Raw genomic sequence first — 23,408 nt, 5'->3', positions numbered from 1 at the left:
ACGCTCCCCTCCTTTTCAAACATCTGACACAACATCAATGGCTTGCGCAATGTCACCGCTTCAATTGCCCGGTTGATCGCATACGGCAATCCTCTGCCTACCAGCTGTCCCGCTCGGCTCCCATGCGTAAAGGACAACAACAAGCATCGTTCTACGCAAGAGATGCGGTTACTTCGGACTCCTCTGCTTCAATAAGATTGCTGCGGACGAGCCACCCGAAGACGGGATTTGGTTTAACATGGGATTCGGAATTGGATTTGGGGATAGACGACAAGGAATGTTCCTCCTGTCGATGTAAGGCTTGCCGCAGGGTTCTCTAGCCGCCCAGCAGGAAGTCGGCCGTACCTCCTGATTTGGCACCCGAGCTGCCTTTGACGAAGCCTATGTTTAAGGGGTATTGATACACTCTATGTACGATTTGCTTATTCCCCCACAGCCCTGGTGTGGATAAGTAAAGATTCGACTGCGGGGTAGTGAGCTTTTCCTGACGATTAAATTGAACGAGGGTACTGCATGAGACTCAAGGAATGCTCCGTATGGCACGAACGGTACTGCCCTTGGATTGCCGGAGAATTCCTCCATGCTGATTGACGTTACCGCAGGTAGCATGAGGAGAAAGCGCTACCTTTAACATCAAGTCCGCACGCCCTCCGGAAGGCACTTTCATGCCTCTTGCCGGGGGCGGCCCATCGGCTTGGCCAAGCTTAGGTCGTTACTAACAAATCCTTGGTCTCCTGAGAGATCACCTGCTGCATACTGGACTTGATAATGGCGCAGCCGGCGGTCAGATGCTCCATCGAGACGGTCAGCGGAGGCATGATCTTCAGTACACAGTCTCCTCTGCCGGCTCTTTCAATGATGAGCCCGTTCTCGAAGCTGATATCCGTCACCCGCTTCGCCCCGGCTTCATCCATGAACCCCGAGACGTCAATGCCCCAGATCAGGCCGAGTCCGCGGATGGCGATGGACGGATGCAGAGGCTTGATTTCTTGATCAAGGAACGAGCGCACAAACTCTTCCTTCTGTTTCACCTGAGCTTCCAGTTCGGTTCTGTCCCGGTACTCGAGAGCAGCCTTCGCGGCCACAAAAGCCAGCTGGTTGCCGCGGAAGGTGCCGTTGTGCTCGCCCGGCGTCCATATATCCAGTTCGGGCTTCAGCAGCAGCAGGGACATTGGCAGGCCGTACCCGCTGATCGACTTCGACAGGGTAATGAGATCCGGCTCGATCCCCGCACGTTCGAAGGAGAAGAATTCGCCTGTCCGGCCGCACCCTACTTGAATCTCGTCTGTAATGAGCAGAATATCGTGCCTGCGGCAAAGTTGCTGCAACTCGCGTAGCCACTGCGCGTCGACAACGTGAATTCCGCCCTCAGCTTGTACCGTTTCAAGCAGGATCGCGGCCGGCTTGTCGATTCCGGAGTGCGAATCAGTCAGGATATTCTCGATATAGCCGAGCGTATCCATTTCTGCGAAAGCCCCGCTTGGGTGCGGCATGAACGTAACTCCGTCCAGAGGAAGCCCCGCCCCTTCTCTCATGGACTTGGAGCTTGTCGCCGACAGACTGCCGAGCGACATGCCGTGGAAGCCACCCATGAATGCGAATATTCCACTTCTCTTCTTCGCCTTGCGTGCGAGCTTCAGGGCCGCTTCCACCGCATTCGTCCCTGTTGGACCGCAGAATTGAAGCTTGTAATTCAGCTTCTTCGGCTCCAAGATCCGCTCAGAGAAGCTCTGAATGAATTCACGCTTGGCCATTGTATACATATCCAGACCGTGCATAATCCGGTCGGAGGTCAAGTAATCGAGAACCCGGTCTTTAATATAATCGTTGTTATGGCCGTAATTGAGCGCCCCGGCACCTGCAAAGAAATCAATATATGCTCTTCCGTCCTCAGAATATAAAAGGTCTCCCTTGGCCCGGTCGAATACCACCGGAAAGCTTCTGCAGTAAGATCTTACGTTGGATTCCAGCTTTTCAAAAATGCTCACTCACTTCATCCTCCATCGGAATTGGGATAAGGTTGGCTCCATCTTTCTGAACCTTCCTTTCTGAACCTTCTGACGTCATGGAGCAACATATTCTAGGCTGTCATTTTCCACAATTGTTGGTCCCCGCATGCCGGCTTGTTGGTTAGCCAGTATACTGGTCTCTCGCACACAGCTTGGATGGGTATAAAAAACCCTACAATTCCATTTATTAGAATAATAGGGAATAAGACCTAGGTTGAATTATATCAAAATTTACAAGAATGTATAGTGATTTTTTTGTTAAATATAGTCATTATATTGTTAAATTTGGTTCATGAAACATAATGTGTTAACATTTTTCGTTAAAAAGAGTGAATGGAGAAGAAGCATTAGGAATGATTTGACATCAATCGAGGAATTCAACGAGTGTTGACATTCAGCCATTCAACAGGTAAATTTGGTATATATTCCCTTTAAATATTCTTTACCGGTGTTCCGATTCCTTGCACTTTGTAATAACTTAACATGATTACCTGACCATTTCTGAAAGCCTGGCTGGAAACTGGCCACAGTGTCCGCACGGATGGCAGCCGACATAGTTTTGTATCACGCCTTCTTCTCTGCGTCTCTGTTAGAGTAAAGGGTAAATATATTCTGCTCCTCATCATTAAACCGTACGGGAGGTTTTCCCCTATTACCTTTCAGATGTCTTCACTCATTTACATGAAGATTACACTAGCGTTCTGAATCCAAGTTGAACGGACAATGATTTCACTTCGCGCAATAAGCTCCTTCATCGTGCGCATTGTTGCTGCTTGGCATACCATTTTGTGAGTCGCAGAAGGATGTACCAGTCACGTTTAATCACCTTCCTTTATTGTTCAAATGATCTCATATCCCCGATCTGCATCCTTCTTGAGGATATATTGGCACTTACGAGTTGCGATTGTTAATGACTCTCTTTAAGAAGTTGATTACATTCGTGCACGAAGAATATTTCAAATGTGAGAATCAAAAAAAGTTACTCTTCCTAAGTTACTCTATAATCTGGGTGGATTTTCGTTAATGAATGACCGCAATTTACAATGCACAAACACAAATAAGATGGTTCTAATATTCAGAACCACCCTCCTGAAACATCAAAAAAGTCCTGATGACTTAGAGTCATCAGGACCATTATTTTGTTCATACTTTATTAGTTTACTGAATCTATTGATCAACCCGTTGTCCATGGCATCAGACAACAGTTCGTATAGTTCCATGCTTTTGTTAATGGTTCTACACTTATTTATCATTGGACAATAAACTAATTTTTATAGAATACCTTACTCAACCGTTACACTTTTCGCCAGGTTACGTGGTTTATCCACATCATGACCCAGTGCCAGGGAAGCATAGTATGCCAGCAATTGCAGCGCAACTACAGACAAAGCAGGGCTAAGCAGTGGCAGCGTCTTAGGAATCGCAAACGCTTGGTCTACGGATTTCAGCAATGGTGCTACGTGCTCTTCGTACGTAATTGCCAATACATCTGCGCCACGTGCTTTTACTTCCTTAATGTTGCTCACTGTTTTCTCAAGTACGTTCTCCTGCGTTGCCAGGGCAATAACAGGGATACCGTCTTCGATCAAGGCAAGCGTACCATGTTTCAACTCACCCGCAGCATACGCCTCAGAGTGAATATAAGAGATCTCTTTCAGTTTCAACGATCCTTCTTGAGCTACTGCATAGTCAAGACCACGACCGATGAAGAAGAGATGTTCATGTTTGGAGATTTGCTCTGCATATCCTTTGATTGCTTCCGCTTGCTCCAACATGGATTCCACTTGTTCAGGCAATGCTTGCATCGCTGCCAGCGTGTGTGCAATCTCTTCTGCAGATTGAGTACCACGAACTTGTGCAAGGTACAGACCAAGCAAGTTGAAAGCAATCAACTGCGAAGTATACGCTTTGGTAGAAGCTACTGCAATTTCAGGACCTGCCAATGTTGCGATAACATCATCTGCATCACGTGCAATGGAGCTGCCCACTACGTTTGTGATTGCCAGTACATGTGCACCATTGGATTGTGCTTCACGCAATGCAGCAAGCGTATCGGCAGTTTCACCGGATTGGCTCACTACGATTACAAGTGTATCTTTGTGCACAATTGGGGAACGGTAACGGTACTCGGAAGCCACATCTGTTTCAACCGGAATACGTACCAATTGCTCAATCACTGTACGTCCAACCAGACCTGCATGGTACGCTGTACCACATGCAATAATTTGAACGTTACGGATATTTTTAATTTGTTCTTCAGTCATTTTCAACTCAGGAAGTTGAACTTTTTTGCCTTCATTATCGATGCGACCCAGCATAGTATCACGATATGCTTTTGGTTGCTCATGAATTTCTTTCAGCATGAAGTGCTCGAATCCGCCTTTTTCTGCGGTTACAGCATCCCAATCGACACGAATCATTTCCCGAGAAATAAAGTTGCCTTCAATCGTCATCAATTCGACAGCATCATGTGTCAATACAGCCATTTCACCATCATTCAGAATGTACACGTTACGTGTATGTTCCAGAATTGCAGGGATGTCGGAACCAATGAAGTTCTCGCCTTCACCAATACCAATAATCAATGGGCTTGCTTGACGCACAGCTACGAGTTTCTCAGGCTCATGCTCTGTCAATACACCCAGTGCAAATGCGCCACGCAACAACGTGATCACTTTTTGTACTGTTTTGACGATATCACCATTGTATTCACGTGCGATCAGGTGAGAGATAACCTCAGTATCTGTCTCGGAAGTGAACGTGTGACCTTGAGCCATCAATTCGTCCTTCAGATCCAGGTAGTTCTCAATAATACCGTTATGCACAACAGAGAACTTCTGGCTTCCATCCGTGTGTGGATGAGAGTTCTCATCCGATGGTTTACCATGAGTTGCCCAACGTGTGTGTCCGATTCCGGCATTACCTACCAGTGGTGCACCATCCAGCTTGGCTTCAAGATTCGCAAGACGACCAAGAGCTTTCGTGATTTGCAGACCTTCCGGTGTAAATACCGCGATACCTGCAGAATCATAACCACGATACTCAAGTTTCTTCAATCCTTCGACCAATACCGATTGAGTGTTCTTATTACCAATATATCCAACAATACCGCACATAGTTTATTTCCTCCGTTTGTATATGAATACTGTGTCACGAAGAGAAACAGGCAGAGGCGGCATATCGGAAAAATGAGTGATTGCCTAGCGTTTCATGAATACTTGGTACTTATTCAATTATCAATGATCAGAGCGACCTCGTGTCGCCCCGCTGTCATCATAAGCTGTTATGAATGCAATCATGAATGTACATCATTTTCCCGTCCGCGTACTGTTTACGCTCTTCACGCACATTCATTTGAATTTTAGTTTAACTCTTGCACCTGCACCGGCGCGTTGTGTGGACAGTCACCTATCCATTTTCCGCAATCCGGTTTACGGCTCTGGTGCTTCACCGGGAGGTCCCCGCCGAACAATCCGAACACCTCCACCTCGTCAGCTTGATTGCCGTTGATCTTAATCAGCCGTTCTTCAACCTAGAAGAAATCCTGATCAACATCATCCCGCGCAACTCCAAGCTCTGGCGCTTGTGTAACTGTAACCTTACGTTCCTCACTTTCTGTGTCTGAATGACGACTCCACTCATTATATGCACGTCAGGTCCATTTTGCAATGGAGCAAAGTACCTGTGACAATTTTAGCATATTTACCTACAATCCCGACCGGATAAACGGACCTATGGTCTCATCAGGCCGGGACGCAGGAATATCCATGCATAAGTCCTAAATCTTGTTATATTAAGCCTCGTTCCACACAACAATTCCCTTAAAAAAACCGTATGCAGAAGGTATCTCTTACATCTTCCAGTCCTATACCAGTTCTTTTTGCACTACATCTGCGATTTGAGACACAAATTGTTCAAGTTCGTCTTTATCTGGTCCTTCCGCCATAACACGGATCAGAGATTCAGTACCTGAAGCACGAACGAGTACACGTCCATTATCGCCGAGTTGCTGTTCTACTGTAGCGATAGCTTGCTCGATTGCAGCATTGCCCTCGTATTTGCTCTTATCTTCAACACGCACATTCACCAATACTTGTGGGTACTGGGTCATTAGCGCTTTGAGCTCACTCAGTTTTTTACCGGAAGCCTTGAGCGTATCCACGAGTTGAATCGCAGTCAGCATACCATCTCCCGTTGTATTGTAATCCAGAAAAATAACATGGCCAGATTGCTCTCCACCCAAGTTGTAACCGCCGCGACGCATTTCCTCCATCACATAACGGTCACCTACTGCAGTTTTAGCTGTTTTCAGTGCAAGTTTCTCCGTTGCTTTGTAGAATCCGATGTTACTCATAACAGTTGATACAACAGTACTGTCCTTCAACTTCCCTGCACGATTCATAGCATCACCGCAGATACACAGAATGAAGTCTCCATCCACCTCAGCGCCTGTCTCATCAATAGCAATCAGACGATCTGCATCCCCGTCAAAAGCAAGACCCAGATCTGCTTTATGTTTGAGTACTTCTTGTTTCAGGTTCTCTGGATGAGTTGATCCACATTGCTCATTAATATTCAGGCCGTTAGGCTCAGCGCCAATGGCAATGACTTCTGCACCTAGCTCACTGAACAATTTAGGTGCCAGTTCATAAGCTGCTCCGTTTGCACAGTCCAAAACAATTTTAAGTCCAGAGAACGACTCATTTACAGTCGTTTTCAGGAAGTCGAGGTAACGATAACGAGACTCTTCATCTGTCGTTACAGTACCCAACCCGCCACCAACTGGCCGTGGCAATTGATCTGTCTCCGCATCCATCAGTTCTTCAATCCGGTTCTCTGTTTCATCAGACAGCTTGAAGCCATCTCCACCAAAAAACTTGATTCCGTTATCTTCAACCGGATTGTGGGAAGCCGAGATCATCACGCCCGCGTCAGCTTTCAACAAACGTGCAATATACGCCACTCCCGGAGTGGATACAACGCCCAGACGGATCACATCAGCGCCAATGGACAACAGACCTGCAACCAGTGCGGATTCCAACATCAATCCCGAGATACGAGTATCCATGCCGATAACCACTTTTGGTCTTTCCACACCACCTGCAAGCACGTAACCACCACAACGTCCAATGCTGTAAGCCAGCTCTGCCGTTAACTCTTTATTGGCAACCCCTCTTACACCGTCTGTACCAAAATATTTCCCCATGATTTAACTCCTTCTATTCGCATCATATACGAGCACTATTATTATTTTTTGAGAATTTTAAAATTAGAACGTTTACGGATTCGCGCCACTTTTACTGCCAGTACCGCTGTTATTATTATTTAAATTACCTCGACTGCTTGTGCTCTCCTGTTGGCCCTGATCCTGAGTATCCGTATTCGATTCCGTTTCTTCTTCATCAGGAACAGGCTCCGTTTCCCCGTTTTCGACCTCGGCTGGTGAAGGGTCAGGTGCTACCGTTCCCTCGTCAGTCGGATCTTCGCTAGGAGTAGTTGTGGTGTCTTCAGCCTTTTCACTAATTTTGACCGTCGCACTCAATGCAGTGGATGATTCATCCAGTTTGGCATAACGGGGCAGGTCGGCTTCAAGCTTGATCTCATGCGTTCCGACCGCAAGTCCAGTGAGATCCCCGGTCAACGTGAGATCATCACTACTTAGACCCTCAAGCATACTAGCTGAGCCTGTGAGTGTGAGGTTCAGACCTCTGCTTTTAGGCGTAACCAGCGTCCCTTCCAGTCCATTCCCCGCACCGGTAAGTGTGATGGGGACGTTCGGAAAGACTTTGGTTGTCTCCTCTGCCTCGTCAAATGGTGATATGGCTACCTTGATCTGAATCGAACTAGGCTCGATTTTCTCAAAACCGGAAGGCGGCGTCAAGTCCACGTTAACTGTCGATGTACCCGACTGATCAAACTGTGTAAGATCAAGGGTTACTTGGTCGTAGGACTGTATACCCGCAAGCGCATCCTCTGATCCATAAACCGAGACTTCTTTCACGCTTGGCTCTACCGTGGAGAGTACCAGGCCTTCCGGAAGCTGTCCCGAATATTTGATTCTTAAGGGTACAGATGTATAGGGCTGATTGACCGGAACTCGGACTTCAACCGTTTGAGGTGTTATAATCGCATTTTCAAGGACCTTACCTTCAGCATCGTATGCTTGAAGTTTCACTTTTTTCTGTATGACATCTTCCTTGGCATCTTTCACGCTCACACTGCCCTGGACCTTCGCTACGGCCTCGAGTTGCCCTTCGGGCAGAGTTACCTTAACCGGCGTCGAAGGTTCAATTACGGGCGTTCCAGCGCTGTATCCGGCGGATGGCTCCCCTTCGGGTACAATATTCACATTGAAGGATTTGGTGCCCAATTTTTCTACATTCACCGTAACCATGGAAGGTTCCATGCTGACTACTTCTACCCCGGAAGGCAAATCAGGTACAAGTGGCAGTGTATTGGACCCATCTTTCACCTGACTCAGATCGACCAGTACCTTGTAATCATCATTCGTAAAAATCGATGTTAACATCGAGCGCTGTCCTTTGATCTCCAGCCGGACCTCATCCGTACTTAATGAAGTAAGCACATAGCTGTTGCTGTCTAATCCATAAGGTTGAACAGGCACCGTACGTTCCACAACCTTGTTGGTTGTCCCTGTTGTAATCGTAGGGGTGGTTGGTACTTCATCCAGATGAATCATGAACCAGAGCAGCAGGCTCACCGCAAGCGCAAGTATTTTGGCAAAGTTATTATTGTTAAACCACTTATCCATTGTTACGTCCTCCCTTCCGTTTCCAGAAGGTTGTCCAGCCATTCTTTTTCAGATTGGATGTAGGGCGCAACTCCTCATACAGTTTGGCAATCAGCGATTCTTCCTTAATATCACGAACGACCTGTCCATTCATTGCCAGTGACACTTGTCCTGTCTCCTCGGAGACAACCAAACAGATCGCATCTGCAACTTCGGTAATCCCGATTGCTGCACGGTGACGTGTTCCCAATTCCTTACTGATAAAAGGATTCTCTGATAATGGCAAATAACAAGCTGCTGCCGAAATCTGTTTTCCCTGTATAATAACGGCTCCATCATGAAGCGGTGTATTTGGAATAAAGATGTTAATCATCAGCTCCGAGCTGACCAGAGAGTGCATCTTAATGCCCGATTCCGTGTAATCGTTCAGACCCGTTTCACGTTCAAATACGACCAAAGCGCCAATTTTACGCCGTGACAAATAATTAACTGACTTAATAATCTCACCAATTAACACGGTTAATTCTTCATCACTCGCTGCCGCTGAACGTCCAAACAGCTTACCGCGTCCCAATTGCTCCAGGCCACGACGCAGTTCAGGCTGAAAGATAATGAACACCGCAACAACACCAAACGTAAACATCTGGTTCATTAACCATTTGAGCGTATACAGGTTTAGCCACGTACTTAATGCCCAGATCAGCACAAGGAACAGAATCCCTTTCAGGAGCTGAACCGCACGTGTCCCCCGCACAAGCAAAATCAGTTTGTACATAATATAGGTAACAATCAATATATCGATAACGTCCTTAATGGACTCTGTCCACGTTAAGTCAGCAAAATAATTCATAAGCCAGCCCCCGCTATCCCCATTGATGAGTAAACCCTGATCTCATATTAACCCATTAGGATTTTATATAATCCTTTGTCTCCGCGTTTCTGCATCATTCGATTTGTGCAAAATGCGTATCTATATGTAGTAGTATGTTCTCTTTAGTATCTAGGTTATAACGTTAACGTTCAGGTTGCAAGTTACGGCAGTCTCAAACTGCACATAAACATCACATTTACCATGAATTACAAAGTTTGCGTATAAAAAAAGAGTACCCCATGCAATCTGGAGGTACCCTGCTTGGTATATACCATTGAAGATTTTACCCTGTTCTAGCGATAAGCCACTTCATTTACCATATTGGTTATTTTGTACCAGAACCAGTCCAGCGCCTGATCAATACTTTTCACCTGACCTGAAATATGCGCTGTTGAAGCCTGAAACAGTTGTCCGTCGATAACCGTCAGATTGCCGTTCACATCACCATATACTTGTGCAGTTCCATTTTCTATCGTAAGATCGCCAGCAATTGACTTACCTTCAGGAACAATAACCGTGTTACCCTGAATCACGATCTGGTCCAGATTATTTCCCTTAACAACCATTTCGTTATTCTGATTCCAGAAATTCAAGGCGCTAAAGAGCATCACGACCAAAAAGAAGGCTGCCGCCGTCAGCGCGGGATGTCCTTTGACCCATTTGAGCCATGCTTGCTGTCTCTTGGGCTGGGGCAGAGCATTCATAATTCGATTGGTCAGCTCATCAGAGGCAGACGGTGAATAGTGTTTCATGGCAAAGAGTAACATTTCCGTCTGTTCCAACTCTTTAAAGCGCATGCGACAATCCGGACAGATCACAAGGTGACTTTTCAGTTCAACCTTCTGGGCCGGGGACAACGACTCATCCAAACATTCATGCATTAAAGAGACGGCCGAGTTGCAATCCATATGAGAGCCAATCCTTTCTTAAATCACTTAGTCCATGTGCCATTAAAAAGCACGCATAAGACTTGCATACATTACATACGCATCCGTTTCGGATATGTTTCAAATAATTTCGCCCATATTTAAAGGCGTTTAACATTTATAACTTATACTCCAATTTTTTACGTAGAAAATCACGGCCCCGATGAACGCGTGTCTTGATCGTTGTTACGGGCATACCTGTCACGTCACTGATTTCCTGTAGGGACAAGTCCTGTAAATATCTCAGAATCATAACGGACTTATACTTGGCTGGCAAACTGTCAATGGCCTCACGAATGAGTGTCTGCGTTTCTGACAGGAGTGCTTCACTCTCCGGTGTACGATCATCACTCGGGAGCATCGCATAACCATCAGATCCTTCCTGGTCATTCAGTTCAGCATCCAAAGAGTATGAAGGTTTCTTTCTGCGCAGTCGGTCAATACACAGATTCGTAGCGATCCGGTAGATCCAGGTTGAGAACTTCTGGTTCGGATCGTACTTCTCCATATTACGAAACACACGCAAAAACGTCTCCTGCACAACGTCTTCAGCTTCATGACGATTGTTCAGCATCCGGTATGCCAAATGAAATAGCTTGTCCTTATATAGTTCAACGATTTCTGCGAAGGCTCTCTGGTCGCCCTTGAGCACCAGTTTCACAAGCCTGTTCTCCAAATTGTCCACCCTTATTCCCCCAGACATGCTGATGGGTCTTCCGTCTTCTGATACCCGTCCACACTTGTAATTCACCAATCAAATCGTAAATCAACTTTGGTCAAAAATCAAGACTGTATGACAAATATCCGCCAAAAACAGTAAAAACGGGAACTCCCGCAGGAGTCCCGTTTCATCTCTCACTCCGTAGAGCAGAGAATGGAGCTATTATTCAACAACGTAATGGGTACTTTGTTACATATAATCATTCATATGCATCAATTCAATAATCAACCTGTATTACGCAGCCCTGCAGCGATGCCATTGATTGTCAGCAGCACTTCTCTGAGCAGTTCCGTATCATCCTCACCACGTTCACGCATATCTCTAAGCTCGCTCAAAAGTTGAACTTGCATGTAGGATAACGGATCCACATAAGGGTTACGAAGACGAATGGATTCTTGAATAACCGGTACATCATCCAGAATTTCAGCTTCTCCGGTAATTTTCAGAATCAGCTCTTTTGTGAGCTTGAATTCGGCTTCGATCTGACCGTATATGCGATCACGGGCTTCCTTGTTTGAAGTCATTGCTGAATATTCTTTGGCAATTACTAGGTCCGCCTTAGCAACGGCCATCTGAACCGTATCAATCAGCGTGCGGAAGAATGGGAAGCTTGCATACATTTCTTTTAGGACAACCAGATTTTCCTCTTTATCCTGATAGAAACTTTGTAGCCCTGTTCCTGCCGCATACCATGCCGGAAGCAGATAACGACTTTGCGTCCATGCAAATACCCAAGGAATTGCTCTCAGATCTTCGAACTTGTCGCTACCTTTCCGCTTGGACGGACGTGAACCAATATTCAGTTCACCCACCTCTGGAAGCGGTGTGGATTCCTTGAAGAAGGTAAAGAAGTCCGGATCACGGAAAATCAGATCCTGATATTTCGTCAGGGATACTTCCGAAATCTCTTTGATGATGCTGTCCCAATGACGCTCGGATTCTGATTCTTGCGGCTCAAGACCATTCAGTGCTGCTGTAATCAAAGCAGAAGTTGCCTGCTCCAGACTGCGGTATGCGATCCCTTGAAGGGAATAACGAGAAGAAATAACCTCTCCCTGCTCTGTAATCTTGATGCCTCCGCCAATGGTATGTGGTGGTTGAGCAAGAATACTGCGATTGAGTGGCATGCCGCCACGTCCAAGAGCTCCGCCACGTCCATGGAAGAACTTCAGCTTAACGCCATGTTCATTACCTACAGCCGTGATCGCATTCATTGCTACACGCAGTTCCCAGTTGGCTGTAACCACTCCGCCATCCTTGTTACTGTCGGAATAACCTAGCATGATTTCATGCAGTTCATTCCGTCCTTTTACGCTTGCGCGGTATACAGAAAGGTTGAACAGCTTCTGCATAATGTCCGAAGCCGCATGAAGATCATCAATCGTTTCAAACAGCGGTACCGCTTGAAGTGTAGCTACAACCTCACCATTGTTTCCTTTGGTGAATAACCCTACTTCCTTGGCAAATACCATAACCTCCAGCAAGTCACTTGCGCCCTGCGTCATACTGATCAGGTAACTTGTGATACAGCCGGTCCCAAATTCGTTCTGGGCACGCTTAATGGTACGGAAGACATCCAGACACTCTTTGGTTCCCTCCGTGTATTGGTGATAAGGAGAAGTAAGAGGACGCGGATCATCCAGCAAACGAGCAAGCAGATCGATTTTACCGTCTTCAGTTAGACGCGCATAATCTTCTACAATGTTCATTTTCGCCAAAATCTCCGACATCGCATTTTCATGTTCCTGACTGTGCTGACGCACATCCAATGCTGCGGTATGGAAACCAAACAACTCGACTTGACGAATCATTTTGCGAATAGTTGTATCCGCTACGTAATCGGCAAAATGATGGCGCAGACTTCGATCAATAATCATCAGATCATCAATCAAATCCTGAGCGCTATGATAACGGTCAGCCTGACCTAATTTGTTCTCATCCAGTACATTGTTCAACTTGGCAATCATATAGGCCAATTTGATGCGATATGGCTCTTTTTCATTCCGCCACATATCCACTTTTTTCAACGTTACACAACTACGGTCCTGCTCAATAGACTGCACCAGCTCATCCGATACGTGGATGATGTTCGTGCTGAAGCTGAGATGGCCCATAAGTTCAATCATAATCCGTTGGTATTCACGCAAAGCGAGCTTGCGTTGCATCAACAACGTCTGCCATGTTACATCTGAAGTTACCGAAGGATTTCCATCCCGGTCTCCACCGATCCAGGAACCGAACCGCAAATACGTCGGCACATGCCAGTCATGGTCAGGATAAAATTTGTTCAGGCAGCGTTCCAGCTCCTGATATACATCCGGAAGTACGTGGAACAACGTTTCATGAAAGTAATACATCCCGTTCCGCACTTCATCGAGTACAGTCGGTTTGCGGTCGCGAAGTTCATCTGTCTGCCAAAGTGTAATAACCTCATTCAGCAGTTTCTCACGCAACTGTTCACGTTCACGCAACGTCAGCGTAGGATTATCAAGTAGCATGACATCTTCGGATATCCGTTTATGGATGTCCAGAATAACCCGGCGCATGGCTTCGGTTGGGTGAGCTGTCATAACGAGTTCCAACGACAAATCGTCGAGAATCTCTTCCACCTCTGTATGAGACAGTCCACGTTCCTTAAGATCCTGTACTGCTTTCTCAATCGATCCTGGCTGCACAGCGTCCCCTGCAGAACGTTCATAATCCCGTTTACGCCGGATCCGATGGTTTTGTTCAGCAATATTAACTAATTGAAAATAAATAGCGAAAGCCCGAATAACCTGGTGACGATTGTCCGAGTCTAATTCCTGGATCATCGTTTTGAACTCTGCATAGAGTTCTGGCAGAAATTCTGCACGCAACGATTTGCTCGTTTCCCGAATCTTCTCAACGATATCTAGAAGCTCCGTGCCGCCTTGATGGACAAGAACTTCTCCGAGTATATTGCCCAGGAACCGCACGTCTCGCCGAAGCAGGTTGTTGGATTGGCTTTTGCTGGCGGTTACCATAGTTTCAGTCATGCTTATCCTCCCATCTGATCGTTCCATTCGTACACGTAAATTTGACACCTTCATAACATCATACAATAAAATGGTACGAAAATCTTTATTTTTCTACTAGAAAAAATGGGGATTATCCCCGATTTACAGCACAAAAACACGCTTTTTTATTCATTTTCTTGTTCTGCTTCAATTAATGGTCATATGCTGTCGCATGATACCTTTTTCACGTACTTTAGATAAATCAAATGTCTCATACCTATGCTTAAAAATTTATAAATATACAGTTACTTTAGATATGATTCCATGGTACCTGATCGTAAGGTTAAACCGCATAATTTCATTATTTGAGAACAGATGATATACAAAGAAACATGACCGGCAAAGCAAGCTTTTGTATACTTTACCACAGTGACGCAATAAATTAAAGATGTAATTATAAATTTCTTCCCACTACAAGTCTGCTTATTAGGGGAGGTTCTTATGTATGTTCCTAACCTACTGTAAACGTAGGGATATCTTAACAGTTCATTTCTACATAATGTCCTTAGCTTTTTGGGCAGATTAATCTATAGCTCTTACTAAAAAGGAGGAATCCAAATGATGAAGAAAGGTACAACAATTATTGCTTCCGTGCTTCTGGTGGCCGCGATGGCTGGCCCTGCTGCTGCTGATGGTCAAATGTCCAAAGGAATGGATACCAACACTAACGGATCACGTGTCCGGTCTTATCAGGACACCAACTACATGGATCGCACAAACACCAACCTGAACATGGATGGAAACTACCGCAACAATGGTGACTATCGTACCAACAGTGTTCGTGCAAACGCCACAACAACCGACCGTGACAACGGCATGGATTGGGGCTGGCTCGGTTTGCTGGGATTGCTTGGATTAGCTGGCATGCGTAGAAGAGTGACGGATCACAACGAGCGTTAAATTGTACTCACGTCACGTTACAATAGCTGCTACGTCTTAGAAGCAGCTCATCCACAGAGATAAACAGAAGAGCCAAGACCTCCCAATTTGGATTGCAAAGGGTCTTGGCTCTTTTTTAATTAAACCTGTACTGTACCTTACATAAAATATTATATAAAATAACTGCTAATTATTACGTTAATAAAAATAAAAAAGCCTCTGCATCTGCAAAGGCTCTTTCATTATATCCTGTAAGCGGGTGATGGGAATCGAACCCACGCTATTAGCTTGGAAGGCTAAAGTTCTACCATTGAACTACACCCGCATAAACAAAAATCGGGATGACACGATTTGAACATGCGACCCCCTGGTCCCAAACCAGGTGCTCTACCAAGCTGAGCTACATCCCGATACTAAAAAAAATAATGGCGCGCCCTGAGAGATTCGAACTCCCGGCCTTTTGATTCGTAGTCAAACGCTCTATCCAGCTGAGCTAAGGGCGCAAAATATTGGAGCGGAAGACGGGAATCGAACCCGCGACCCTCGCCTTGGCAAGGCGATGCTCTACCGCTGAGCCACTTCCGCAAATAAAGGATGCGCGTGGAGGGACTTGAACCCCCACGTCAAAGACGCTAGATCCTAAGTCTAGTGCGTCTGCCAATTCCGCCACACGCGCATATGATGGTGAGTCATGAAGGGCTCGAACCTTCGACACCCTGATTAAAAGTCAGGTGCTCTACCAACTGAGCTAATGACTCATACTAAAATGGCTGGGGATATAGGATTTGAACCTATGCATGACGGAGTCAAAGTCCGTTGCCTTACCGCTTGGCTAATCCCCAATAAAAATATGGTGGAGGCTGAGGGGATCGAACCCCCGACCCTCTGCTTGTAAGGCAGATGCTCTCCCAGCTGAGCTAAGCCTCCAACTATATGACCCGTAGGGGATTCGAACCCCTGTTACCTCCGTGAAAGGGAGGTGTCTTAACCCCTTGACCAACGGGCCCCATTTCCAAAGCTCTCAACCGGGATCGAACCGGTGACCTCATCCTTACCATGGATGCACTCTACCTACTGAGCTATGAGAGCAAATGGCTCCCCGAACAGGGCTCGAACCTGTGACAACTCGATTAACAGTCGAGTGCTCTACCAACTGAGCTATCAGGGAATAATATGCATTTGCATGGCAAATGCAATTCATCGTACAACGTCCACATGCAGAGCCTGTTTTCTATGTATGATGAAAGAGTTCGCTTGGCGGCGTCCTACTCTCCCAGGACCCTGCGGTCCAAGTACCATCGGCGCTAGAGGGCTTAACGGTCGTGTTCGGGATGGGTACGTGTGGAACCCCTCCGCCATCGCCACCAAACGCGTAGCTTACATTTCAGAGTGTTGTTCTCTGAAAACTAGATTCGAAACGAAACATGCGAATTACAACTTGCTATTGGATAAGCCCTCGACCGATTAGTACTGGTCAGCTCCATGCATTGCTGCACTTCCACCCCCAGCCTATCTACCTCGTCGTCTTCAAGGGGTCTTACATACTGGGAAATCTCATCTTGAGGGGGGCTTCACGCTTAGATGCTTTCAGCGTTTATCCCGTCCGTACATAGCTACCCAGCGGTGCTCCTGGCGGAACAACTGGTACACCAGCGGTACGTCCATCCCGGTCCTCTCGTACTAAGGACAGCTCCTCTCAAATTTCCTACGCCCACGACAGATAGGGACCGAACTGTCTCACGACGTTCTGAACCCAGCTCGCGTACCGCTTTAATGGGCGAACAGCCCAACCCTTGGGACCTACTTCAGCCCCAGGATGCGATGAGCCGACATCGAGGTGCCAAACCTCCCCGTCGATGTGGACTCTTGGGGGAGATAAGCCTGTTATCCCCAGGGTAGCTTTTATCCGTTGAGCGATGGCCCTTCCATGCGGTACCACCGGATCACTAAGCCCGACTTTCGTCCCTGCTCGACTTGTAGGTCTCGCAGTCAAGCTCCCTTATGCCTTTGCACTCTTCGAATGATTTCCAACCATTCTGAGGGAACCTTTGGGCGCCTCCGTTACTCTTTAGGAGGCGACCGCCCCAGTCAAACTGCCCACCTGACACTGTCCCCGCACCGGATTACGGTACCAGGTTAGAACCTAGATACGATCAGGGTGGTATCCCAACGTTGCCTCCACGCAAGCTGGCGCTCACGTTTCAAAGGCTCCCACCTATCCTGTACAGATCGTACCCAAATTCAATATCAAGCTGCAGTAAAGCTCCATGGGGTCTTTCCGTCTTGTCGCGGGTAACCTGCATCTTCACAGGTATTAAAATTTCACCGGATCTCTCGTTGAGACAGCGCCCAAGTCGTTACGCCATTCGTGCGGGTCAGAATTTACCTGACAAGGAATTTCGCTACCTTAGGACCGTTATAGTTACGGCCGCCGTTTACTGGGGCTTCGGTTCACAGCTTCGGGATTGCTCCCTAACCACTCCCCTTAACCTTCCAGCACCGGGCAGGCGTCAGCCCGTATACTTCGCCTTACGGCTTCGCACAGACCTGTGTTTTTGCTAAACAGTCGCTTGGGCCTTTTCACTGCGGCCCCCTCGTGCTATTCACACTACCGGGGCACCCCTTCTCCCGAAGTTACGGGGTCATTTTGCCGAGTTCCTTAACGAGAGTTCTTCCGCGCGCCTTAGAATACTCTTCTCGCCTACCTGTGTCGGTTTGCGGTACGGGCACCTTCACCTGGCTAGAGGCTTTTCTTGGCAGTGTGAGATCATGACCTTCGCTACTCTAATTTTCGCTCCCCATCACAGCTCAGCCTTACAATGTGCGGATTTGCCTACACATCAGCCTCACTGCTTAGACGGACATCCATCAGTCCGCGTCACTACCCTACTGCGTCCCCCCATTGCTCATAACGGCTTACGGTGGTACAGGAATTTCGACCTGTTGTCCTTCGACTACGCCTTTCGGCCTCGCCTTAGGTCCCGACTTACCCTGAGCGGACGAGCCTTCCTCAGGAACCCTTAGGCTTTCGGCGGATCAGATTCTCACTGATCTTTTCGTTACTCATACCGGCATTCTCACTTGTATAATGTCCAGCGCTCCTTACGGTACACCTTCAACCCTTATACAACGCTCCCCTACCCCTGATGCAAAGCATCAAGCCATAGCTTCGGTGGTGTGTTTAGCCCCGTTACATTTTCGGCGCAGAGTCACTCGACCAGTGAGCTATTACGCACTCTTTCAATGGTGGCTGCTTCTAAGCCAACATCCTGGTTGTCTGTGCAACTCCACATCCTTTCCCACTTAACACACACTTGGGGACCTTAGCTGATGGTCTGGGCTGTTTCCCTTTTGACAATGGATCTTAGCACTCACTGTCTGACTCCCGGAAGTAAGTCTATGGCATTCGGAGTTTGACTGAGCTTGGTAACCCTTGCGGGCCCCGCACCCAATCAGTGCTCTACCTCCACGACTCTGTTTTCCGAGGCTAGCCCTAAAGCTATTTCGGGGAGAACCAGCTATCTCCGAGTTCGATTGGAATTTCTCCGCTACCCCCACCTCATCCCCGCATTTTTCAACATGCGTGGGTTCGGGCCTCCAGTGCGTGTTACCGCACCTTCACCCTGGACAGGGGTAGATCACCCAGTTTCGGGTCTACGTCCACGTACTATGTCGCCCTATTCAGACTCGCTTTCGCTGCGGCTCCGGCTCTTCACCTTAACCTTGCACGGGAACGTAACTCGCCGGTTCATTCTACAAAAGGCACGCCATCACCCCTAAAACGGGCTCTGACTTTTTGTAAGCACACGGTTTCAGGTTCTATTTCACTCCCCTTCCGGGGTGCTTTTCACCTTTCCCTCACGGTACTGCTTCACTATCGGTCGCTAGGAAGTATTTAGCCTTGGCAGATGGTCCTGCCGGATTCATACGGGGTTTCACGTGCCCCGCACTACTCGGGATCCGTCTCGGAGGGAACAGACTTTCAACTACAGGGCTTTTACCTTCTTTGGCGGGCCTTTCCAGACCTCTTCGCTTAACCGGTTCCTTTGTAACTCCATGTGAGACGTCCCACAACCCCAAAGAGCAAGCTCTCTGGTTTGGGCTTCTCCGCGTTCGCTCGCCGCTACTGACGGAATCACTATTGTTTTCTCTTCCTCAGGGTACTTAGATGTTTCAGTTCCCCTGGTATGCCTCTACACAACCTATGTATTCAGTTGTGAGTAACTGGAAATTACCCCAGCTGGGTTTCCCCATTCGGACACCCCCGGATCAAAGCTTGCTTACAGCTCCCCGAGGCAGTTTCGTTGTTCGCCACGTCCTTCATCGGCTCCTAGCGCCTAGGCATCCTCCGTGTGCTCTTAGTAGCTTAACCATTGCGCTCGTGTTCGAGCTGTCGCTCCGCTTGGTTTGGACTACGTCCAAATCCAAAAGTCGCTCCATCTCGATCACTCGCTCCAGCAATCTACCGTTTTTATTGAAACTTGTTTAACACAAGTTCAGCTAAAAAGGAATGTTCTAATTCGCGTTTGTTTCGTTTCGATATCTAGTTTTCAAAGAACAAACTTGTAAAACATTTTTTTGGTGGAGCCAAGCGGGATCGAACCGCTGACCTCCTGCTTGCAAGGCAGGCGCTCTCCCAGCTGAGCTATGGCCCCATATAAAGTTTAAAGGTATAGATGGTGGGCCCTGGTGGACTCGAACCACCGGCCTCACCCTTATCAGAGGTGCGCTCTAACCAACTGAGCTAAGGGCCCACATTATATATACTATTTGAACCCAAAATGGGTTACGCTTGGCGGCGTTCTACTCTCCCAGGACCCTGCGGTCCAAGTACCATTGACGCTGAAGGGCTTAACGGTCGTGTTCGGGATGGGAACGTGTGGAACCCCTTCGCTATCGCCACCAAACGTTTGAGAGTTTGAGCTCTCAAAACTGAGCAACGAGTGAGTTGCTTGTGCTCTTCATTTCATCCACACCGAAGTGATAGACCAAAATGAATCGCTGTCGCAGGTTCTAAGAACCTGCTTATTTGAATGTTTCCGTTGCAGGAAACGATTCTCCATAGAAAGGAGGTGATCCAGCCGCACCTTCCGATACGGCTACCTTGTTACGACTTCACCCCAATCATCTATCCCACCTTCGGCGGCTGGCTCCTTGCGGTTACCCCACCGACTTCGGGTGTTATAAACTCTCGTGGTGTGACGGGCGGTGTGTACAAGACCCGGGAACGTATTCACCGCGGCATGCTGATCCGCGATTACTAGCAATTCCGACTTCATGCAGGCGAGTTGCAGCCTGCAATCCGAACTGAGACCGGCTTTGTTGGGATTGGCTCCATCTCGCGATTTCGCAGCCCGTTGTACCGGCCATTGTAGTACGTGTGTAGCCCAGGTCATAAGGGGCATGATGATTTGACGTCATCCCCACCTTCCTCCGGTTTGTCACCGGCAGTCTATCTAGAGTGCCCACCCGAAGTGCTGGCAACTAAATATAAGGGTTGCGCTCGTTGCGGGACTTAACCCAACATCTCACGACACGAGCTGACGACAACCATGCACCACCTGTCTCCTCTGTCCCGAAGGAAAGGTACATCTCTGTACCGGTCAGAGGGATGTCAAGACCTGGTAAGGTTCTTCGCGTTGCTTCGAATTAAACCACATACTCCACTGCTTGTGCGGGTCCCCGTCAATTCCTTTGAGTTTCAGTCTTGCGACCGTACTCCCCAGGCGGAGTGCTTAATGTGTTAACTTCGGCACCAAGGGTATCGAAACCCCTAACACCTAGCACTCATCGTTTACGGCGTGGACTACCAGGGTATCTAATCCTGTTTGCTCCCCACGCTTTCGCGCCTCAGCGTCAGTTACAGCCCAGAGAGTCGCCTTCGCCACTGGTGTTCCTCCACATATCTACGCATTTCACCGCTACACGTGGAATTCCACTCTCCTCTTCTGCACTCAAGTCACCCAGTTTCCAGTGCGATCCGGGGTTGAGCCCCGGGATTAAACACCAGACTTAAATGACCGCCTGCGCGCGCTTTACGCCCAATAATTCCGGACAACGCTTGCCCCCTACGTATTACCGCGGCTGCTGGCACGTAGTTAGCCGGGGCTTTCTTCTCAGGTACCGTCACCTTGAGAGCAGTTACTCTCCCAAGCGTTCTTCCCTGGCAACAGAGCTTTACGATCCGAAAACCTTCATCACTCACGCGGCATTGCTCCGTCAGGCTTTCGCCCATTGCGGAAGATTCCCTACTGCTGCCTCCCGTAGGAGTCTGGGCCGTGTCTCAGTCCCAGTGTGGCCGATCACCCTCTCAGGTCGGCTACGCATCGTCGCCTTGGTGAGCCGTTACCCCACCAACTAGCTAATGCGCCGCAGGCCCATCCCCAAGTGACAGATTGCTCCGTCTTTCCAGTTTCCTTCAGGCGAAGAAAACAACTATTCGGTATTAGCTACCGTTTCCGGTAGTTGTCCCAAACTTGAGGGCAGGTTGCCTACGTGTTACTCACCCGTCCGCCGCTAAGTATCAAGGAAGCAAGCTTCCTATCAACTCCGCTCGACTTGCATGTATTAGGCATGCCGCCAGCGTTCGTCCTGAGCCAGGATCAAACTCTCCAATAAAGTATTGAAAAGAGCGATAAGCTCATTTTGAATCTGACGAGATTAAAATCTCATTTGTGCTCCAGTCGATTCAAGCCAAGGCTTGTCTCAAACTTTTGCATTCATTCTGCAAGCAGAATGTTTACTCACTCGTTGTTCAGTTTTCAAAGATCAAACATTCAATTTAGTGCTGTTTTTCATGTTGTCGTCGTTTGAGCGGCGACTTTTATAATATATCATGTTGAAGTTCTCTTTGCAAGCATTATTTTTTCGATTATTTTCAATCGCTTTATTTTCATGCTTGTTTCGGTGAACCGCTCCTAAAAAAGGAACGAAAATTAATTTACCATATGAAATTAGAAAGGTCAACCCTTTTTCGACAAAAAGTATGAACCCTTAACAATTTCACATTCTCATGTTTCAGAGGTACAGCACTCGCTATTAAGAGCCGCACCTCACTTCCACTACTGTAAATCGAATATATGACCAGCTTCAGCATTATGGCTTCGACTTTTTCAGCTTCCCACCTCTTGCATACTTGGACAACTCTTTTGGCGGGGCAAAGCGTGCATACATGCGGAACACAGTCTTATATCGGCTCGCGATAGCATATTTGATCTCTTGGTCAAGACGATTATCACTCAGATCGAACAGCATTTCATCTAATTCTTTACGCAGCACATAGTCTAGTTCCTTGCATTCCTTCTCGTTAAACAACATACCCAGCATTAGAGTTCTCCTTTTTGTGCATAGCCTCTTTATCACACTTACACAAGTTTCATGCATCACCCCGTGCATTCGCTTTTGTGGGTGCTGCTGGAACCCGTTTTATTGTTATGGTCAACTTTCTGAAAATTTATGAATGCCAACCAGCACAAAATTTTATCCTCTCACCAGAGTATACGTAAGTGTGCTTTCGATGATTGCTGCAACAAGAAGCAAGATGACAACCCAGAAGGATGCCGTTAACGTCCTATTCATGAATGCTCTCCACCGGGTACCCATCGTATTTCGCTTGTCACTTCCAAGTTGCGTAAGGCTTTTGATAACCAAACCACCAAATTTCAGTCCGAAGGCGCAAGCAATGATAATGACCGGAATCTCAATAATGCCATGCGGAAGTAAACCCTTAACCACAATATCATAGAAGCTTGCTCCATAATTCATCGTGGTGTGCACCACAAATCCAAGGACCATCCCATTGATCAGCAGGAAGATGAGAGGCAGAATTCCGAAGAATATACCGGCATAGATGACAAGTACACTTTTGATGGCATTATTGAAAAAGATAAACAGGAAGAAGTTCCATTGCACATTGCCCCCCTGCTCCAGCCGTTCACTGACTTCACGTAATCCTCCGATTTGGTTCAATAATAGTTCTTCCAGTGGCCCTGTACTCACCCATCCTGCCCCTATACCAACAGCAAATAAAACTACGGACCAGATTAATGCACTGCGGATGGAACCAAGATCTCTAAGAAATGTACTGAATTTTAACATAATAACCTCCTGTAGAATCTAAAATGATGGACAAACAAGGTTTCGTTACGAATAACTGGGGAGTACGAGCATACATTGGAGAGTAAACAAGCATTTCTTATGGGAGAGGGGCGCTT

Annotated in this window: 12 protein-coding genes, 13 tRNA genes and 4 rRNA genes; 1 reads left to right on the top strand and 28 read right to left on the bottom strand. The window is 47.3% G+C overall.

Annotated elements, in window-relative coordinates:
• Positions 1–151: 151 nt before the first annotated feature.
• The 9 genes from QF049_RS27230 to ppc all read right to left on the bottom strand — a co-directional run bounded on the left by QF049_RS27230 (position 152) and on the right by ppc (position 14,295).
• Entirely contained in the window at positions 152–274 is a 123-nt protein-coding gene (locus QF049_RS27230) for a hypothetical protein (protein ID WP_307541943.1), read from the bottom strand.
• Positions 275–704: 430 nt separating this feature from the next.
• Positions 705–1,988 carry a diaminobutyrate--2-oxoglutarate transaminase gene (gene ectB, locus QF049_RS27225; RefSeq protein ID WP_307541941.1) on the bottom strand — a complete coding sequence of 428 codons (1,284 nt, stop codon included), beginning with the start codon at positions 1,986–1,988 and terminating at the stop codon, positions 705–707.
• Positions 1,989–3,292: 1,304 nt separating this feature from the next.
• A complete protein-coding gene (gene glmS / locus QF049_RS27220; RefSeq protein ID WP_076217241.1) occupies positions 3,293–5,125 on the bottom strand; it encodes a glutamine--fructose-6-phosphate transaminase (isomerizing) in 1,833 nt (610 codons plus the stop codon).
• Between the two features lie 749 nt (positions 5,126–5,874).
• The gene (gene glmM / locus QF049_RS27215) at positions 5,875–7,215 is read right to left on the bottom strand and encodes a phosphoglucosamine mutase (protein WP_017692121.1); all 1,341 of its coding nucleotides are present in this window, start codon (positions 7,213–7,215) and stop codon (positions 5,875–5,877) included.
• Between the two features lie 72 nt (positions 7,216–7,287).
• Positions 7,288–8,781 (bottom strand): CdaR family protein, encoded by a 1,494-nt coding sequence (locus QF049_RS27210; protein WP_307541939.1) that lies wholly within the window; start codon positions 8,779–8,781, stop codon positions 7,288–7,290.
• A complete protein-coding gene (gene cdaA / locus QF049_RS27205) occupies positions 8,774–9,610 on the bottom strand; it encodes a diadenylate cyclase CdaA (protein ID WP_017692119.1) in 837 nt (278 codons plus the stop codon). The genes QF049_RS27210 and cdaA overlap by 8 nt, the downstream gene beginning before the upstream one ends.
• A 314-nt stretch (positions 9,611–9,924) precedes the next feature.
• On the bottom strand, positions 9,925–10,539 hold the full coding sequence (locus tag QF049_RS27200; protein ID WP_036614042.1) for a zf-HC2 domain-containing protein: 615 nt from the start codon (positions 10,537–10,539) through the stop codon (positions 9,925–9,927).
• Between the two features lie 136 nt (positions 10,540–10,675).
• Positions 10,676–11,242: an RNA polymerase sigma factor SigW gene (gene sigW / locus QF049_RS27195; RefSeq protein ID WP_017692117.1), complete on the bottom strand. Its 567-nt coding sequence runs from the start codon at positions 11,240–11,242 to the stop codon at positions 10,676–10,678.
• A gap of 260 nt (positions 11,243–11,502) precedes the next feature.
• A complete protein-coding gene (ppc, locus tag QF049_RS27190; RefSeq protein ID WP_307541937.1) occupies positions 11,503–14,295 on the bottom strand; it encodes a phosphoenolpyruvate carboxylase in 2,793 nt (930 codons plus the stop codon).
• Positions 14,296–14,874: 579 nt separating this feature from the next.
• Between ppc and QF049_RS27185 the strand changes: the two genes are divergently transcribed.
• Positions 14,875–15,216: a WGxxGxxG family protein gene (locus QF049_RS27185; protein ID WP_091038383.1), complete on the top strand. Its 342-nt coding sequence runs from the start codon at positions 14,875–14,877 to the stop codon at positions 15,214–15,216.
• A 233-nt stretch (positions 15,217–15,449) separates the two neighbouring features.
• Here QF049_RS27185 and QF049_RS27180 read toward each other — a convergent pair.
• From QF049_RS27180 to QF049_RS27090, 19 genes are all read right to left on the bottom strand, one after another.
• Positions 15,450–15,520 (bottom strand) — tRNA-Gly (locus QF049_RS27180).
• Between the two features lie 11 nt (positions 15,521–15,531).
• Positions 15,532–15,605 (bottom strand) — tRNA-Pro (locus QF049_RS27175).
• Positions 15,606–15,621: 16 nt separating this feature from the next.
• Positions 15,622–15,698: transfer RNA gene (locus QF049_RS27170), tRNA-Arg, on the bottom strand.
• Between the two features lie 7 nt (positions 15,699–15,705).
• Positions 15,706–15,780, bottom strand: a tRNA-Gly gene (locus QF049_RS27165).
• 10 nt (positions 15,781–15,790) lie between these two features.
• Positions 15,791–15,871 (bottom strand) — tRNA-Leu (locus tag QF049_RS27160).
• A gap of 6 nt (positions 15,872–15,877) precedes the next feature.
• A tRNA-Lys gene (locus QF049_RS27155) sits at positions 15,878–15,953 on the bottom strand.
• 9 nt (positions 15,954–15,962) lie between these two features.
• A tRNA-Gln gene (locus tag QF049_RS27150) sits at positions 15,963–16,037 on the bottom strand.
• A gap of 9 nt (positions 16,038–16,046) precedes the next feature.
• Positions 16,047–16,122 (bottom strand) — tRNA-Val (locus tag QF049_RS27145).
• A gap of 7 nt (positions 16,123–16,129) precedes the next feature.
• A tRNA-Glu gene (locus QF049_RS27140) sits at positions 16,130–16,201 on the bottom strand.
• A 10-nt stretch (positions 16,202–16,211) separates the two neighbouring features.
• Positions 16,212–16,284: transfer RNA gene (locus tag QF049_RS27135), tRNA-Thr, on the bottom strand.
• A gap of 3 nt (positions 16,285–16,287) precedes the next feature.
• Positions 16,288–16,363: transfer RNA gene (locus tag QF049_RS27130), tRNA-Asn, on the bottom strand.
• An 84-nt stretch (positions 16,364–16,447) separates the two neighbouring features.
• A 5S ribosomal RNA gene (gene rrf / locus QF049_RS27125) occupies positions 16,448–16,564 on the bottom strand.
• A gap of 75 nt (positions 16,565–16,639) precedes the next feature.
• Positions 16,640–19,567: ribosomal RNA gene (locus QF049_RS27120) — 23S ribosomal RNA — on the bottom strand.
• Positions 19,568–19,774: 207 nt separating this feature from the next.
• Positions 19,775–19,850 (bottom strand) — tRNA-Ala (locus QF049_RS27115).
• A gap of 22 nt (positions 19,851–19,872) precedes the next feature.
• Positions 19,873–19,949 (bottom strand) — tRNA-Ile (locus QF049_RS27110).
• Positions 19,950–19,985: 36 nt separating this feature from the next.
• A 5S ribosomal RNA gene (gene rrf, locus QF049_RS27105) occupies positions 19,986–20,102 on the bottom strand.
• A gap of 158 nt (positions 20,103–20,260) precedes the next feature.
• Positions 20,261–21,813, bottom strand: a 16S ribosomal RNA gene (locus tag QF049_RS27100).
• The 16S, 23S and 5S rRNA genes sit together here with 13 tRNA genes alongside, the layout of an rRNA operon.
• A 477-nt stretch (positions 21,814–22,290) precedes the next feature.
• On the bottom strand, positions 22,291–22,521 hold the full coding sequence (locus QF049_RS27095) for a hypothetical protein (protein WP_017692114.1): 231 nt from the start codon (positions 22,519–22,521) through the stop codon (positions 22,291–22,293).
• Between the two features lie 153 nt (positions 22,522–22,674).
• Complete coding sequence (locus tag QF049_RS27090; protein WP_124118830.1) at positions 22,675–23,292, bottom strand: stage II sporulation protein M; 618 nt, start codon at positions 23,290–23,292, stop codon at positions 22,675–22,677.
• Between the last annotated feature and the right edge of the window lie 116 nt (positions 23,293–23,408).

Origin of the sequence: Paenibacillus sp. W4I10, assembly GCF_030816325.1 — a bacterium.
In the GTDB taxonomy this organism is placed as follows: Bacteria; Bacillota; Bacilli; order Paenibacillales; family Paenibacillaceae; genus Paenibacillus; species Paenibacillus amylolyticus_B.
This window is presented reverse-complemented; position numbering and strand designations above follow the sequence as displayed.

Excerpts from the sequence above, each read along its gene's own strand:
- glmS (WP_076217241.1), bottom strand. The coding sequence starts at position 5,125 with ATGTGCGGTATTGTTGGATATATTGGTAATAAGAACACTCAATCGGTA.
- glmM (WP_017692121.1), bottom strand. The coding sequence starts at position 7,215 with ATGGGGAAATATTTTGGTACAGACGGTGTAAGAGGGGTTGCCAATAAA.
- QF049_RS27210 (WP_307541939.1), bottom strand. The coding sequence starts at position 8,781 with ATGGATAAGTGGTTTAACAATAATAACTTTGCCAAAATACTTGCGCTT.
- cdaA (WP_017692119.1), bottom strand. The coding sequence starts at position 9,610 with ATGAATTATTTTGCTGACTTAACGTGGACAGAGTCCATTAAGGACGTT.
- QF049_RS27200 (WP_036614042.1), bottom strand. The coding sequence starts at position 10,539 with ATGGATTGCAACTCGGCCGTCTCTTTAATGCATGAATGTTTGGATGAG.
- ppc (WP_307541937.1), bottom strand. The coding sequence starts at position 14,295 with ATGACTGAAACTATGGTAACCGCCAGCAAAAGCCAATCCAACAACCTG.
- QF049_RS27185 (WP_091038383.1), top strand. The coding sequence starts at position 14,875 with ATGATGAAGAAAGGTACAACAATTATTGCTTCCGTGCTTCTGGTGGCC.
- QF049_RS27095 (WP_017692114.1), bottom strand. The coding sequence starts at position 22,521 with ATGCTGGGTATGTTGTTTAACGAGAAGGAATGCAAGGAACTAGACTAT.
- QF049_RS27090 (WP_124118830.1), bottom strand. The coding sequence starts at position 23,292 with ATGTTAAAATTCAGTACATTTCTTAGAGATCTTGGTTCCATCCGCAGT.